General features: G+C 52.9%; 13 protein-coding genes and 2 tRNA genes. 6 read left to right on the forward strand and 9 right to left on the reverse strand.

Going from position 1 to position 16,115, the window contains the following annotated elements:
* The 6 genes from DEO48_RS11215 to DEO48_RS11240 all read right to left on the reverse strand — a co-directional run.
* Positions 1-458: hypothetical protein (locus tag DEO48_RS11215; protein WP_109845209.1), on the reverse strand; the 458-nt coding region annotated here is incomplete at its 3' end.
* Positions 459-461: 3 nt separating this feature from the next.
* Entirely contained in the window at positions 462-1,127 is a 666-nt protein-coding gene (locus tag DEO48_RS11220; RefSeq protein ID WP_109845198.1) for a hypothetical protein, read from the reverse strand.
* A 45-nt stretch (positions 1,128-1,172) separates the two neighbouring features.
* Complete coding sequence (locus DEO48_RS11225) at positions 1,173-1,871, reverse strand: hypothetical protein (RefSeq protein ID WP_109845199.1); 699 nt, start codon at positions 1,869-1,871, stop codon at positions 1,173-1,175.
* Positions 1,872-1,884: 13 nt separating this feature from the next.
* On the reverse strand, positions 1,885-4,050 hold the full coding sequence (locus DEO48_RS11230; RefSeq protein ID WP_109845200.1) for a hypothetical protein: 2,166 nt from the start codon (positions 4,048-4,050) through the stop codon (positions 1,885-1,887).
* Entirely contained in the window at positions 4,050-6,560 is a 2,511-nt protein-coding gene (locus DEO48_RS11235) for a type VI secretion system Vgr family protein (protein ID WP_109845201.1), read from the reverse strand. Before DEO48_RS11235 ends, DEO48_RS11230 begins: the two co-directional genes overlap by 1 nt.
* Positions 6,561-6,935: 375 nt before the next feature.
* Positions 6,936-7,604: a YecA family protein gene (locus DEO48_RS11240; protein WP_109845202.1), complete on the reverse strand. Its 669-nt coding sequence runs from the start codon at positions 7,602-7,604 to the stop codon at positions 6,936-6,938.
* A gap of 425 nt (positions 7,605-8,029) precedes the next feature.
* Between DEO48_RS11240 and DEO48_RS11245 the strand changes: the two genes are divergently transcribed.
* The 5 genes from DEO48_RS11245 (at position 8,030) to DEO48_RS11265 (ending at position 13,036) form a co-directional block, all read left to right on the forward strand.
* Positions 8,030-9,151, forward strand: a complete 1,122-nt coding sequence (locus DEO48_RS11245; protein WP_109845203.1) for a branched-chain amino acid ABC transporter substrate-binding protein — start codon at positions 8,030-8,032, stop codon at positions 9,149-9,151.
* 99 nt (positions 9,152-9,250) lie between these two features.
* Positions 9,251-10,165 (forward strand): branched-chain amino acid ABC transporter permease LivH, encoded by a 915-nt coding sequence (locus tag DEO48_RS11250; RefSeq protein ID WP_109845204.1) that lies wholly within the window; start codon positions 9,251-9,253, stop codon positions 10,163-10,165.
* An 11-nt stretch (positions 10,166-10,176) separates the two neighbouring features.
* Complete coding sequence (gene livM, locus DEO48_RS11255; protein ID WP_109845205.1) at positions 10,177-11,451, forward strand: high-affinity branched-chain amino acid ABC transporter permease LivM; 1,275 nt, start codon at positions 10,177-10,179, stop codon at positions 11,449-11,451.
* Positions 11,448-12,323, forward strand: a complete 876-nt coding sequence (locus DEO48_RS11260; protein ID WP_109845206.1) for an ATP-binding cassette domain-containing protein — start codon at positions 11,448-11,450, stop codon at positions 12,321-12,323. The genes livM and DEO48_RS11260 overlap by 4 nt, the downstream gene beginning before the upstream one ends.
* On the forward strand, positions 12,320-13,036 hold the full coding sequence (locus DEO48_RS11265; protein ID WP_109845207.1) for an ABC transporter ATP-binding protein: 717 nt from the start codon (positions 12,320-12,322) through the stop codon (positions 13,034-13,036). Before DEO48_RS11260 ends, DEO48_RS11265 begins: the two co-directional genes overlap by 4 nt.
* A 278-nt stretch (positions 13,037-13,314) precedes the next feature.
* On the opposite strand, the gene DEO48_RS11270 is transcribed toward DEO48_RS11265, so the two are convergent.
* Positions 13,315-13,986, reverse strand: coding sequence for a DUF2076 domain-containing protein (locus tag DEO48_RS11270; protein WP_109845208.1), 672 nt, complete (start codon positions 13,984-13,986; stop codon positions 13,315-13,317).
* 935 nt (positions 13,987-14,921) lie between these two features.
* On the opposite strand from DEO48_RS11270, the gene DEO48_RS27145 reads away from it, so the two are divergent.
* Complete coding sequence (locus DEO48_RS27145) at positions 14,922-15,308, forward strand: hypothetical protein (protein WP_230675918.1); 387 nt, start codon at positions 14,922-14,924, stop codon at positions 15,306-15,308.
* Positions 15,309-15,821: 513 nt separating this feature from the next.
* Here the strand turns inward: DEO48_RS27145 and DEO48_RS11285 are convergent.
* Together DEO48_RS11285 and DEO48_RS11290 are read right to left on the reverse strand one after the other, a co-directional pair.
* Positions 15,822-15,908 (reverse strand) — tRNA-Leu (locus DEO48_RS11285).
* A gap of 12 nt (positions 15,909-15,920) precedes the next feature.
* Positions 15,921-15,994, reverse strand: a tRNA-Cys gene (locus DEO48_RS11290).
* Positions 15,995-16,115: the final 121 nt, after the last annotated feature.

Genomic DNA, 16,115 nt, shown 5'->3' on the forward strand with positions numbered 1-16,115 from the left:
TGGTCATCAAACGGCTTTGACGACATATACAGCCGGTGTTTCGTCTGTAAAAAACCCTGATCGTTGACGACGGTAAAAGAAAGAACATCTTCCTGCTGTGGGGCATTCATTCCATTAAGATCATTTTCACCAGGGGAAAACAGTGCATCATGCCAAGTCTGACCGTAATCTTTCGAAACAAGAAAACCACTTACATCCCAGGTCGGAAGCGCAATGTAAAGTTCTGATGGATGCACATATTTTTTGGTAAATATCCGGTAAAACTGGCTGACTGGCTCCGTGTGGATACCCCGCTGTGTATCCGTGTACCAGAGTTCACCCTCGCAGTCCCATCCCTTCAGTTCCAGATAACGATGGTCATCGAACCGGTACACCACCTGCGTCGGCGGCTCTGAGGCATTACAACCTGTTGCCATAAATACAGCTGCAGCTGTCAGACCTGTCCATAATCCTTTCATGCTTTATCGCCCCGCATCCATATCGCACCGCATGTGGTCCCAGCCGGTATAATCTTTCACTTCCGGAACCTTATCGGGTTGATTCTGCCAATTGGTTTTAAGTTGCTCAGTAGAGCCTTCTAAACCTTGTTTGGTCATATACACCATTCCCCAGGGCCAACCAGGTGAACGGGGTTCCACTTTCCCGCTTACCTTTTGCCCAGTACCGTCATCCACGGTGTATTCAATCCCAGGTCCACCAGCGGCAAGGCGCGGATCATCAAACGGCTTTGACGACATATACAGCCGGTGTTTGGTTTTCAAAAAACCCTGATCGTTGACGACGGTGAACGAAAGAACATCATCGTACGGTGGCGAAGAATCACCGTTAGGCTCATTTTCTCCAGGAGAGAATGCTGAAGGAAACCAGGTTTGCCCATAATCTTTCGAAATCATGGAGCCGGGAGAATCCCAAGTGGGAATTGCAATATAACGTTCTGAGGGATGAATAAATTTTCGGGTAAATATCCGATAAAATTGACTCACAGGCTCGGTATGAATGCCCCGTTTTGTATCCGTATACCAGAGTTCACCTTCACAGTCCCAGCCCTTTAACTCCAGGTAACGGTGGTCATCAAAACGGTAAACCACCTGCGTCGGTGGCTCTTTCGCCTGGCAACCAACTGCCATAAATACAGCTGCAGCTGTCAGACCTGTGCATAATCCTTTCACGCTTTATCGCCCCGCATCCATATCGCAACGCATATGATCCCAGCCGGTATAACCCTTTATTTCCGGTACCCTGTCAGGCTGATTTTGCCAACTGGTCTGAAGTTCCTGAACGGTATCTTTTAGCCCTTGTTTTGTCATATAAACCATTCCCCAGGCCCACCCCGCAGTTCCGGGTTTTATATCTCCTTTTGTTCCATCCTCAAGCTCATATTGAATACCCGCCCCTCCAGGCAAAATACGCGGGTCATCAAACGGCTTTGATGACATATACAGCCGGTGTCTCGTCTGTAAAAAACCCTGATCGTTGACGACGGTGAAAGAAAGAACATCCTCATACGGTCCGTGGTTATCACCATTAGGTTCATTTCCCGATGGAGAAAATCCTACGGACCTCCACGTTTGACCGTAGTCTTTAGAAACAATGAAACCGTCAGCCCCCCATCCTGTAATAGCAATATATTTTTCAGAAGGGTGAATAAATTTTCGGGTAAAAATCCGGTAAAACTGACTTGCAGGCTGCGTGTGAATACCACGCTTCGTATCCGTATACCAGAGTTCACCTTCGCAGTCCCAGCCCTTCAGTTCTAGATAACGGTGATCGTCAAAACGATAAACCACCTGAGTCGGCGGTTCTTTCGCCTGGCAACCAGATCCTATAAGTACCGTGACTAAGGCAATACCCGTTGTGTATTTCGGACTCATATATGACTCCCTGTCATGATTCCCACCACGATTTTTGTTTCGTTATTCCCAGCTCACCGTCAGATTTTGACTTAGGCATATCCCATTGCAGATTTGCCACCTCCTGATTCCCTGCGGCCAGATCACGGGACGGCCTGACGGTTGTCATGTTGTTGAACTGATTGACCACCCTGTATTCACCTTTCGGCAACACGTCATTAGGCTTATTCATGTGCCTCTTTGTTGGAATATCAGGCAACCGTCCTGTTCGATAATATTCTCTCGCATCGGCGTTACCATTCTGCGGATCACGCCAGTCGGCACGGTGCAACAGGTCTTCCCAGAATTTACCCGCTTTATAGTCGAACGCCCGGCACTGGCCGATTGCCAGGTCAAACGCCATCGCATGAGACGGCGCGTACTCGCTCGCCACGATAGAAGAATGCTGGCTGTAACTGACTGGATCTGCCTTCATCCATTCCTTTTCCAGTTCGTCGCGGGGACGAAGCCAGGTCAGCGTGACGTTCAGAAAGTCCTTCGTTCCTGTCACCACCCCACGAATCACCCTGGTGTCATACCCGATACGCTCTTTCATCCCGAGTGTTTCGACCTGCAGCTCATCGTCTGTCAGTATATGGCCGGGACTCCAGCTGACGCCCTGGTAACGACTGACGGCATACGTGGCGCTCTCCGTCAGTTTGATGGAATGGGCTTTTGCAGAATACGAAATGTAGGCATCCGGGCTGTGCGAATCGATGCCAGCGGTGTAAGGCTTATCGCTTGTTTTCTTATCGTTGTTGAGATGATTATTCTGGCCCTGGAGTGCAAAGATAAACGTCTCCGGCAATTCTTCCCCGTTCACAATCACGCCAGATCCCGAATCAGGATAATTGGTGCTTAAGGGTCCGCTGTAATCCGCATCCCCCGTCATGCGCGCAGGCAAAGTAAACTCTTTTCCTGTCGGAGCCAGCCCTACCTCACCATGCTGGTAAAAGACCCGCTGATATAAATTTGGAATATCGCCAGCGATAGTTTTGGGGATGCCCCGCCAGCCAAAACCCTGAACGTTTGCCAGAGACACGACGCCATCATTAGGACAGAAGTAGTTATAGACTTTCCCGTTATTATCCCGGCAAAACCTGACGTCTTTGCGCAATGGATTATCGGACGGTTTACGCAGGGTGCAGGCCCCTTCCATTTCCTTCAGCGCAGCGTCATCAAGCACGCCGCCTTTGTAATGCGTTGCCATCAGCCGACAGAAATTTTTAAACGTATCCTGCCGGGCTTTATCTGTCTGGTGATGGCCGGGCTGAATATTTTCCGCAGTGCGGGATTCCAGTGAATACGGGGAATGATTCAGGATGACACAGTTCACCGGCTCATAATCTGCCTGCTTAACCAACATATTTGCCAGCATGGTTATGATGGTTCCCTGGCTGTGCGCCACGATATTGATGACATCGTCACGGGTTTCCTGCGTCTGGCGGATCTGAATAATCAAATCAGCGAGGCGCTGAGCGGCAAAAAACTGGTAAATCCGGTGGGGGTTTTCATAGATGGGGTGAGTGTAATCCCCGTGATTCATATGCAGTGATGCAAATCCCGCAGCCGCCAGCGCCACACCTCCCGCCCCCGGCCCCAGCATGTCGGGAATATTGGTTGTGGCGTTCGCGAAGGTGCCGCCCCCTTTGGCAAAGTTCGCGTCCAGCGCATTACCAAAGTTATCGTTCTGGTACTTAAACGCACCTTTGCCGTCATTACCCAGATCGGCTTTTTTATCAGGGTTATCTTCCTGATAGGCATCGTACGGCAGGTGAGCCTGGTCCTTCAGCTTACCCACTTCATCCCGGTACCGCTTCTGATCTGCAACATAATCCGCATGGGTGACGGGCTTATACCCCCAGTAAAACGGGATAACCGGTGAACGGCCGGGACGGGTGATTCTGTATTCCCCCCATTCATGGGTGTAAAAGTCTGTGCGGCCAAGACGTTTACTCAGGCCCGCGATAATGCCCTTCTCCTGGTTCTGGTACGCTTCGCCTACATCATTCACGCCGTGGACCAGAATAACGATCCCCGGCATCGGGCGCGGTACGCCCACACGGCAGGTCTGAGCAACTTCCCCCAAATCCCTGTGTACAGGAATATCCCCTTCTGATATTACCCGTGGCGCATACGGGCTTTTTCTCGCTTCCGTCATTACAGTAACTCCATTTTGTAGGTATCCAGGTCATCGGCATCGAGTAACGATGAATGACCGTTGCTGTCCGTAACACCCTCAACCACGTTTCCGGCCGAGCTGGTCAGCCTGAATTTTTTGTTTGCGAGAATTTGCTCCGGGTCGTCTCCGGCGTGCAGCTGGTAGCGGAGTTTAAATGCGCCCTTATTGAACGGCGGGACCGTGACCTGCGCGCTTTCCGGACCGTCATACTTCAGGTTGGGTCCTTTCAGTTCGATTCCCGTTGGCGAAAAGATGGTGACCAGTCCGTTCGGACTGACTCGGATCCCGCCGCCGCCACAGACCAGCTGTATGCCCTGTTTGGCGCTGCCGTTCAGCTTCCCGGCAGTGCTCGCCATCGTGAAATCTTTCTGCGAGAGCATGTGCATGGCACCACGCTGGGCCTGCGTCGTGATATCCCCGGCACCGGCAATTATCTTGATGCCGAGCTTGCGGACGAACAGCGAGAGTTTTTCCCCCACGGCCAGCGAGAATTTTTTCACCACGTTCACGCTGGAATCCTGTCCTGCTGTTGCGATCAGGTCTTTCCCGGCGGACAGCTGCAGGCTCTGCGGGGTGACGTGTGCGGCACCTTTTTCGGCATACGCCAGAATGCCCGGCCCTGTCAGCTGGTTCAGCACCTGAGCCAGCTGGTTTTGCCGATCGGTATCCACATTCCCGGCACCGGCCGTTAACGCGCTTTGTTGCAGCGTCATCGCCAGCGACAATGCTTTTTCCAGCTGCGCGATGGCGGCCGTCATATCCAGCTGATGGCCCTGCGCGCGGGGCTGGGCCTCTGTGGTAATGAGCACCCCTTTGGCGGCACGCAGCGCCATCCAGTCATCGGTGCGGGCTTCCACGCCCTGCCCGCGTTTTTTCCCCGTGGCATCGACCAGGTGGCCGACGCTGACCTGTCCCTTGCCGTGCTCCGTGGAAATCTTGATATGTTCCTCACCCCGGCGATCCTCAAGGCGGATTTTGTTCGAGGCGGCCGTGCGGATCACGTTGCGGGTATCGTTGCGGTTTGTGACCAAATCCGGATGGCTGCCGTCATGCATGACGTGCGCGATATACGGCCTGTCCGGGTCGCCGCCTTCAAAGGCGACTGCCACCTCCGTCCCGTCCAGCAGCGGGAAGTGAAAACCAAACACATCCCCGCCGTACGGTCTGCCCAGACGCATCAGCGCACTTTCAAAGCCGTCACGTTTTTCATCAAGGTCAAAATCAAACTTCACGCGGTAGCGGCCCTGCGCATCGACTCCGGCATACGTGGGATCGCGATTAATGGCCGCCACGCGGCCGGGCACGGTTCCGGCTATCACCGGACGCGGCAGATAGTCCGGACGGTAGCTGTAGCCGTGCAGATAGGGAATGCCCTTCAGGACGGCGCGATAGTGCTCCGCGCGGCTGCCGGAGAGCGTCATCGTGGTGACAACGAATCCGGGCTTAAACCCGGCAGGAATATCTCCTGTCAGGTTAAACATCACGCCCGGCAGCAGTTCCGGATCGCTGGTCGTCAGCCCCAGCACGCTCTGATTGTTCAGCAGACGCTCATAGCGCAGGCGCGCGTAAAACGTAGCCGTTTCCGCCTCCTGCCCATAAAAGTCGCCTTCACTCAGAAAGTGATCGGCGTAGTGGTACTGTTTGCCGCGGGTTATCCCGTCAGGAATGTCGTTGTCGGTAATGGTTTTATCCGCCTGCGGAGAAAACGGATCGCGATAGTTATAGGTGCGGACCAGCACGTTTTCGGGAATGAGCTGGTAGCGCTCTTCGAGCCCGGTAACGTACTCTTCATGACTGGTCATGCCCGAATGACGGACATATGGCAGCTTTTTATCGCTGAAAACGTAGCGACGGCCCCCGTCACCAAAAATCACCACCGTTTCGGCCGGTACCTTGTCGTGATTTTCAAAGCGAAACCAGATCCCGACTTCGGCCAGCAGGCGGCGGATAAACTGGAGATCGGTTTCTTTCCACTGGATAACCATTTCCCGCAGCGGGTAGCTGAAGCCCAGCTGGTCGAAATCGATGTTGTAACCCTGAAAATGTCCGCTGTCCTTCATTAACTTCGTGACGAGCTCAGGCACCGTCATATCCATGTACACGGCCGAACGGTAATTTCGGTCCATCAGCGCCAGTTCATGCTCCAGCACGCATTCATACAGCGTTTCATCGGCGGACGACTTCAGACGGGAAAATGACGTGATTACGCCATTTATCTGCCGCACCGGCAGCCAGGGATCCTGATGATGCCAGCCTGCTCTCGGATTCGGGGCACGCAGAATAAACTCGGCTATCTGGTTAAGGACGTCTTTAACCGCGATGTTCGGTGTTGGGCTGGTAAAGCGAATAGTATAACGATAAGGTTTACTGAGTTCTTCTTCCCCGCTAAACGAGAGAACATCAGATAAAACGGTTTTATTTCTGGGAAAATAAAGTAAATAACGATTCAGTGTATCCTGATATTGAACCGTGTCTGATTGTCCTGCCATCGTCAATTATCCTTTTGAACAACCGATAAGGTTAATCAAAATATACGCCTGGAGACCGAACATTAAAACCTTATTTCACTGAAAGGGATAAAGGATTTAATTTATTCAACGCGTAAATAAGCGCAAAATAAACATTCATGAATTAAATGAAAAGATAAATACCAGAAAGATATATGACAATACAAGAATACAACTAAGCACTTCGGGTGTAGAGATCAAAGATATTCGATGAGCAACAATAGACATTCAGCTTATTCACGGTCTGATACGCCTTGCCATATAAGGGGCCTCGACGACCCCTTATCTCGTTCACAGGTTAAGAACGTATTACCTTCTACTGGTCTAAAGGTGAACGAACAAAGCCACAAAAATGTTTCAGTGCAAACAGCAGCTCTTAAACTTCTTCCCGCTGCCGCAAGGACACGGATCGTTACGTCCGACCTTCGTGCCGTTCACCGTCGGCTTCTTCACTTCCGGCTGCTGCGGATTGTTTACCCAGTAGTTATACAGGCGCAGCGCCGCAGGCTGGATGCTTTCGATGCTGGCGATATATTCCTCTTCGGACAGTTCATCCAGCTTCTCGCTGTTCTCTTCCGTCCCGTGCAGGGCAATCACGTCAAGATCGGCCTTCAGGGCTTCCGGCAAGGCTGACCAGTCCGTCAGCGCCACGCCGCGCATATAGCCATAGCACCACTCTTCCACCACGGTATAGCTCTCACCGTCCACGTCGTTATAACCGAACATAGGTTCAAACTGATCCGGGTACTCGCTCAGGCGCTCGGCGATATCGTTCATATGCTTAAAGCAGAGATCGATAAAACGGTTCATCTCACGATCGTTTTTCCAGCGCGGAATGTACTTCTCGCCACCCCACACCGCCACCAGCCAGGCATCTGGCTCAACGACAACAGGACCGGAAAGCACTGCGGTAAGCATGCCGTCCAGTTCGGACACGTCAATCACGGACGCGTCATCATGACCGTAAGACATTAACGTCTCTTCAAGCCACGCCATTTCGCTTTCATTCAATGGGCCTTCAGTCATCGCTGATACTCCTGCAAAAAAGGAAACGATCCTAACACATATCTCACTCCTCTCCGGGCTGAAGTTTAGGTCTTTATTGCTGCAAAAACGTGCAAATCGTGACCTTTGCACAACTTATAGGCTTTATTGTTAACGATATGTGATCTCCGCTGTAATTTCTTCTCCTCCCGCAAGGCGGCATAACGCGGCGCTCTATACTCAAACATGTCGCATGCCCGTCAATGGGTTAACCATTCTGGCAACGTTTTTGCTTAACGTTCTTCGCGCGCCTCTGCGCAGGGAAATCTCGCCGTACTATGCAGGATGCCGTCTGTATCTTGTTCGTTTAGTGCATTTTGTTCTTGCTCGTGTTTCGGATTGGCTGCGCCGTCGGGCGTTCGGGTTTACGCCGTGGTGCAAAAACCTCTTTGCTAAGGAACATAATAATGTCGCTGAAATTTATCAGAACTCCTCTTTCTCTTGTGTTGGCCGGTTGCCTGGTGACGGCGTTTTCCGCCCAGGCAGATATTGTGATTGGCGTGGCCGGGCCGTTCACGGGTCCGAATGCGACCTATGGCGATCAGTACTGGCACGGCGCAACGCAGGCCGCTGAAGACATCAATGCCGCAGGCGGCATTAACGGCGAGAAGATCAAACTGGTTCAGGGGGATGATGCCTGCGAGCCCAAGCAGGCCGTGGCCGTGGCCAACCGTTTAGTTGACCAGGATAAGGTCAACGCCGTGGTCGGCCATTTCTGCTCATCTTCCACAATGCCCGCCTCCGAGGTGTACAGCGACGCGGGCATTATTTCGATTACCCCCGGCTCAACTAACCCGCTGATCACCGAACGCGGCATGAGCGATATGTTCCGCATGTGCGGCCGCGATGACCAGCAGGGTCAGGTGGCCAGCGACTTCATCATCGACAAGCTGAAAGCCAAGCGCGTGGTCATCATTCACGATAAAGACACCTATGGTCAGGGCCTGGCTGACGCCACCAAAGCGGCGCTGGCGAAACGCGGCGTTCAGGATGTGATGTATGAGGGGTTATCCCGCGGTGAAAAAGACTTTAACGCGCTGGTGACGAAGATCGGCGCGCAAAAACCGGACGTCGTATTCTTCGGTGGCTGTCACCCGGAAGCCGGCCCGCTGGTTCGCCAGATGCGTGAACAGGGCGTGCAGGCGAAATTCTTCTCCGGCGACTGTATTGTCAACGAAGAGATGGTGACCGCTGCGGGGGGCCCGCAATATACCAACGGCATTTACATGACCTTCGGTAAAGACCCGCGCCTCATCCCGGACGGTAAAGCGGTTATCGAGAAATTCCGCGCAGGTAAATTCGAGCCGGAAGGTTACACCCTTTACTCCTATGCCTCCGTACAGGCTATTGCCGCAGCCTTCAAGGCCACCGGCGGCAAGGACTCCGCCAAAGCCAGCGAGTGGCTGAAAGCCAATTCCGTCGACACGGTGATGGGCAAAAAAGCCTGGGACAGCAAAGGCGATCTGAAAGTGTCTGACTACGTGGTTTACCAGTGGGACGACAAAGGAAAATATAAGGAAGTGCAGTAACGGGACGGAGTCACGCTCAACGTCGGCGGGCATGCCCGTCGGCGCGTAATAAACATCCGGCTGCGCGCATTGCGCAGCCTATAAAACGAGCGCGCTAAGATGAGTACATTCTTCCTGCAACAGTTAATCAATGGCTTAACGCTGGGCTCCGTCTACGGTTTAATCGCCATCGGCTACACCATGGTGTACGGCATTATCGGGATGATCAATTTCGCCCACGGCGAAGTGTATATGATTTCCGCGTATCTCTGCGCCATTGGCCTGGCGCTGCTCTCGTTCTTCGGTCTGCAGTCGTTCCCACTGCTCATTCTCGGGACGCTGGTGTTCACCATTGTGGTAACCGGAGTGTACGGCTGGACCATCGAGCGTATCGCCTACAAGCCGCTGCGCAACTCGACGCGCCTGGCGCCGCTGATCTCCGCCATTGGGATGTCTCTTATTCTGCAAAACTACGCGCAGCTGAGCCAGGGTCCGCGTCAGCAAGGAGTGCCGACCATGCTGGACGGCGTGATTCGCCTGCATCTGGGCGACGGCTTCGTGCAGATAACCTACACCAAAGTGTTTATTCTGGTTGCCTCGTTTGCCGGCATGCTGGTGCTCACCTGGATAATCAACCGTACCCGGCTGGGCCGGATGTGCCGCGCGGTACAGCAGGATCGTAAGATGGCCTCCATTCTGGGCATTAACACCGATCGGATTATTTCGCTGGTCTTTGTCATCGGCGCGGCGATGGCCGGTCTGGCGGGGGTGTTGATCACCATGAATTACGGCACCTTTGATTTCTACGTCGGGTTCGTGATCGGCATTAAAGCCTTCACTGCGGCGGTGCTCGGCGGCATCGGCTCCCTTCCCGGCGCCATGCTCGGTGGCCTAATCCTTGGCGTGGCGGAAGCCCAGTTCTCGGGCATGGTGAATTCGGACTATAAAGACGTCTTTTCGTTCGGCCTGCTGGTCATGATCCTTATTTTCCGTCCCCAGGGCCTGCTTGGGCGCCCGATTGTGGCCAAAGTGTGAGGGAGATAATGATGACATCACACGGTTTTTCACTTAAACGCTGCATGCTGGACGCGATTTTTTCCGGGCTGATAGCGCTGATTATTTTCGGCCCCATAGCGGGCGTGGTGCTGGACGGTTACAGCTTTAACTTCGCCGGGCAACGGCTGGCCTGGATGGTTGGCATCGTCATGTTCGGGCGTTTTCTGTTGAGCGTCTTTTTAGGTACCGCCGCGGGCGCCCGTTTCCAGGCGCGCTTCGAAGCCGATAGCGTGGGCGTATATGTCCGGCCACCGGAATATAAAAGCCGCATGCGCTGGATTATTCCTTTGGTAATTGCCCTTGCGATTTGCTTTCCGTTTGTCGCCACTAAATATGTGCTGACCGTCGCCATTCTCGGGCTGATCTACGTGCTTCTCGGTCTGGGGCTGAATATCGTCGTGGGTCTGGCCGGCCTGCTGGATCTGGGATATGTCGCGTTCTACGCAATTGGGGCGTACGGTCTGGCGCTGGGATACCAGTATCTCGGCTTAGGCTTCTGGAGCATGCTGCCGCTGGCGGCCATCATGGCCGCCGCCGCAGGCGCTCTGCTCGGCTTCCCGGTACTGCGCATGCACGGTGACTATCTGGCCATCGTCACCCTCGGGTTCGGGGAGATCATTCGCCTGATACTGAACAACTGGTTGACCTTCACCGGCGGCCCAAACGGCGTCTCGGCCCCTCCCCCCACCTTTTTCGGCCTGGAATTTGGACGACGCGCGAAAGAAGGCGGCGTGCCCTTCCACGAATTTTTCCACCTGACCTACAACCCGAACATGAAGTTTATTTTTATCTACGCGGTGCTGTTCCTGGTGGTGATGCTGGTGCTCTATATCAAGCACCGCCTGACGCGGATGCCGATTGGTCGGGCGTGGGAAGCGCTGCGTGAAGACGAAATTGCCTGCCGCTCGATGGGGCTGAATCATGTTCTGGTTAAGCTCTCCGCCTTTACGCTGGGCGCGTCGACCGCGGGCATTGCCGGGGTGTTCTTCGCCACCTATCAGGGGTTCGTGAATCCCACCTCCTTTACCTTCTTTGAATCGGCGCTGATCCTCGCCATTGTGGTGCTGGGCGGGATGGGCTCGACGCTTGGCGTGGTGCTGGCCGCCTTTGTGCTCACGGTAACGCCGGAACTGCTGCGCAGTTTTGCCGAGTACCGCGTCCTGCTGTTTGGCATGCTCATGGTGGTGATGATGATCTGGCGTCCGCGCGGTTTGATCCGCATTAACCGCAGCGGGTTTGCCGTGCGTAAGGGCGTCGCGCCATGAACGGAACGATATTACGCGTTGAACATCTGATGATGCACTTCGGCGGGATTAAGGCGCTAAACGACGTCAACCTGGACGTTCAGCGTGGCTCAATTACCGCCCTGATTGGGCCAAACGGGGCGGGAAAAACAACCGTGTTTAACTGCCTGACGGGCTTCTACAGGGCCTCCGGCGGCAACATTTTATTTAATACCCGCCATAAAACGACCAACGTTATTCAGGTGCTCGGACAAAAATTCCAGCCGGGAGACTGGATTAACCCCGCGCAGTTCGGGCAGCGTCTTTTCTACAAAATGTTCGGCGGAACGCATCTGGTCAACCGCGCAGGGCTGGCGCGCACGTTTCAAAATATCCGTCTTTTTCGCGAGATGTCTGTCGTAGAAAACCTGCTGGTTGCGCAGCATATGCGCGTTAACCGCAATCTGCTTGCCGGGATCTTAAATACGCCGGCATACCGGCGGGCGGAAAGCGACGCCCTGGACAGGGCCTTCTACTGGCTGGAAGTGGTGGATCTGGTGGAGTGCGCCAATCGCCTGGCGGGAGAGATGTCGTACGGCCAGCAGCGGCGTCTGGAAATTGCGCGCGCAATGTGCACCGGGCCGGAAATGATCTGTCTGGATGAACCCGCCGCCGGGCTTAACCCAGTTGAAACGCATAAGCTCAGCAGCATTATTCGCTTTCTGCGGGATCATCATGACATCACGGTACTACTGATTGAGCATGATATGGGGATGGTGATGGAGATTTCGGACGAGATTATCGTGCTCGACCACGGGGATGTTATTGCCAGGGGAAAACCCGAGCAGATCCAGCATGATGAAAAGGTTATTGCCGCCTACCTGGGTACGGATGAAAGCGAGGTCACCCTATGAGCGTACCGCTGCTGGCATTTCGCGAGGTGGACGTGTTCTACGGCGTCATTCAGGCGCTGAAGCAGGTTTCCCTCGAGGTCAATAAGGGTGAAACCGTGGCGCTGATTGGCGCAAACGGCGCGGGTAAATCGACATTGCTGATGTCCATCTTTGGCCAGCCCCGTATTCGCAGCGGACAGATCCTTTTCAGCGGCGAAGATATCAGCCATAAATCCACCCACTACGTCGCGTCCGGAGGCATTGCGCAGGCGCCGGAAGGCAGACGAATCTTCCCGGATATGACCGTTGAAGAGAACCTGCTGATGGGAACCATCCCCATCGGCAGCCAGTTTGCGGCTGAAGATATGCAAACCATGTTTGACCTCTTCCCTCGCCTTAAAGAGCGGCGCAAGCAGCGCGCGATGACCATGTCCGGCGGGGAGCAGCAGATGCTGGCGATCGCCCGGGCGCTGATGAGCCGTCCGAAGCTGCTGCTGCTGGATGAACCGAGCCTCGGTCTGGCGCCGATTGTGGTGAAACAGATCTTCCAGACGCTGCGCGAGCTGGCCCGCAACGGCATGACCATCTTTCTGGTGGAGCAGAATGCGCATCACGCGCTGAAGCTTTCCGACCGCGGGTATGTGATGGTTAACGGACAGATCCGGCTGAGCGGCAGCGGTGAAGAGCTGCTGGGGAATCAGGAGGTGAGGAAGGCGTATTTAGGTGGGGTGTGATTTGATATCTGCCAAATGGGCTGATTCCGTGATGGATCATTTCGGCACATATGGGATAGAAGAACTGGAGTATACGTTAGTCGATATCGCCTCTTTGTTTGGATTGCTTTCGGCAATTCTTACAGGTTTGTTAGTAAGAAACGTAGTAAAAAGAATGTGATTTATGAGCCTTCAGGCTTAGCCGCGAAGGCTTTTTTGACCCGGAAACGCAAAACCCCGAAAGTTGGATACCTGACTTTCGGGGTTCACTTCATTTCGGTGGTTACACGATAACGTCGTTAAATAAAACTATCGTCGTCATCGCTGTAGTCGTCATCTACATCGTCATTCTGCCAGACGTCGTTATTACTGCCTAACGGATCGTTCTGGTTGAGGAAACGGGTGTCAGAGATGTTATTAACCTCGCCGTATTGATTACCGACAAACGGTTCGCCACCGACGGGCATTGTCGGTTCTTCGATGATGTTCACGATCTCTTCCGGCCGCGACTGATGGAACATGCTGGTAAGCATCTCGGCAAGCGCTATGCCACCGGCCACGCCAGCGGCTGTCTGGAGCGCGCCAGCCATAAAACCGCCGCCGCGAGTAGCTGGCGCCCGAGAATAATCCTGCGCCGGTGGCTGTTGCGGCTGGGCATTCCAGCTGTTGTCAGGCTGCGGGTTACTTTTCCCGCCACCAAACAGGCCGCCGAGGAAACTGCCGCCCGTCGAGGGTTTGCTTTTTTGCGCGGCTAATTCGCTTTCAAGCTCCTGAACCCGGGCCTGTAGGCGTTTCAGCGCCGCTTCCTGAATCAAAATCGACTGCGCCATATAGTAGGGGGCCGCAGGCTGCTGTCTGACAAATTCAGCGATCTGACGCTCTGCATCTGCATCCCGTTGGCTGTTTTGTTGTCCGGTCTGTTTTAGACGCTCGAAAAGGCCGTTGATAAGCTGCTGTTCTTCATATTGCATGACAATAACCTTCCGCTCTCCAGGGTGGATACCAACCAGTTTATCAGCGGCGGCAACCTGTGTCTGGCGAGTGAAATGTTTGTTTAAGATTGGTTGCAGGTTAGCTGAAAATTGCCCTGCTTTCTGGGCTTGTTATTAGAGAGTCAGGCTTAACCTTCTGGTATAACAGCAAATTCTCGGGCACAGCAGGATCGGGACGATGATGAGATACGATCACTTCGCCCTGAGCCAAAGGCACAAAAAAACCACCTTTCGGTGGTTTCACGACACTGCTTATTGCTTTGATTATTCTTTGTTTCCCATGGTACCCGGAGTGGGACCTGAACCCACACAGCGCGAACGCCGAGGGATTTTAAAAACTATAAGAGAGCCTTACGCATCATAAGCTTATGATACGTAAGACTCTTTTATATGGTAATCGCAGGTAATCACTGGTGATGATTGCACTTCTGCTGCCACTATTTTCGGAGAGCTAAATCCAGTTTTTCTCACAATCCAGCGGAAGATCAAGCGTTTGAATGGCTGCTTCAAAATCAGCGTCTACATGGCGTCGACGCTTCGACAAAAGTGTAACTCTACAATTCACCATCAACTCGGTGGGGCTTTTGCATTTTCTTTTTCGTAGTATCCTCATTATCATTCTGTCTGTTTCACAAGCAAAACCATAAGGAAGGTTTGAATTGGACAGCGCGAAATCTCTGGCAAAAAGGATGCTGAAAAGTCTGGATGTTGGCGATTCCGGTTTCCTGGCTTCTGTAGCCCAAGGAATGCTCTCTTTCCCGGTCAGTATGTATTACCTCGGATATGACTTCATGGACACGACTCATCGTCATTCTAATTTTGATGATCGAGTGAGGATGGCTAACATGCTCAAACGAGGGATATCGGTTCATCAGTAAGCTCAAAAAATAGTTAATGCCGTAATCAGAGAGTTCATGTCAAAAGTTAACATGGACAGTATTCAGGGTATTGCACAAAATTTTACAGGCGTAATGGCTGGTAAATTCATATTCGCTGAGCTAACCGGAGTAAAGCTAGGTGCTGCCGTATCGACACGTATTATGACCTCGTTCGCCGCTGGCGTAGTCATCGGAAGTGCTCTGACGATTGGCGCAGAAACATCGAGAGCTATCTATACGGCCAGAAAGCTTGAAAACCAAAACCCTGCACTCTACTACCGACTTAAGAGTATGGGTGATTTGGATCTTCTGTATTTTCTTGTTGAAGATAAATTGAAACCTTTTCTTGACGCATGCAGCGTAGCAGATGTAAACAAGCATGAATTTAACGAAGTATGTAAATACTTTTTTGGTGGATTATGAACACTCAGGACATTATCAAACTAATAGCATCCAGAATTCTGCGCGGGTTGGGGATGGGAATTGCTTCTGCGGGCCTATTGTCCTGTATTTATTTCTTTTCATTTTCAAAAGACGAATCCCGTTTTATCTGGGGCGCAGCGTCTGGTGCTCTCATTGTACTTGGTTACTTTATATACCGAATTGCGATACTCAAGGTTTTTGACGAACGTTGAAGACCTCAATTGCTCTTACTCCAGCAAAAAGCCCCCCGATTGGTGGGCCTGGCGTTAGAGGGTCAGGCTTGACTGCTTCCTGCCATAATTAGATTATGGAAAAGCATCGGATGGGATGAAATCAGCTGGTAACCTATAGCGTGGTACGCGTTTGGTTGGTGTTCGAGGTGCAGTAATACCCTCTTTCTCTGGCGAAGCCGAATGGCGAAACAATGGCAATGGCGAAAAACAGATAATAAAAAACCACCTTTCGGTGGTTTATACGACACTGCTTATCATTGATTTTATTCTTTATTTCCCATGGTACCCGGAGTGGGACTTGAACCCACACAGCGCGAACGCCGAGGGATTTTAAATCCCTTGTGTCTACCGATTCCACCATCCGGGCTCGGGAAGAAAGTGGAGGCGCGTTCCGGAGTCGAACCGGACTAGACGGATTTGCAATCCGCTACATAACCGCTTTGCTAACGCGCCGTAAAACTTTTCAAACTGACACCCGCTACTGCGCATGTCTTTAATCTGGAGCGGGAAACGAGACTCGAACTCGCGACCCCGACCTTGGCAAGGTCGTGCTCTACCAACTGAGCTATTCCCG

Source organism: Enterobacter sp. CGMCC 5087, from assembly GCF_003144775.1.
GTDB lineage: Bacteria > Pseudomonadota > Gammaproteobacteria > Enterobacterales > Enterobacteriaceae > Enterobacter > Enterobacter cloacae_M.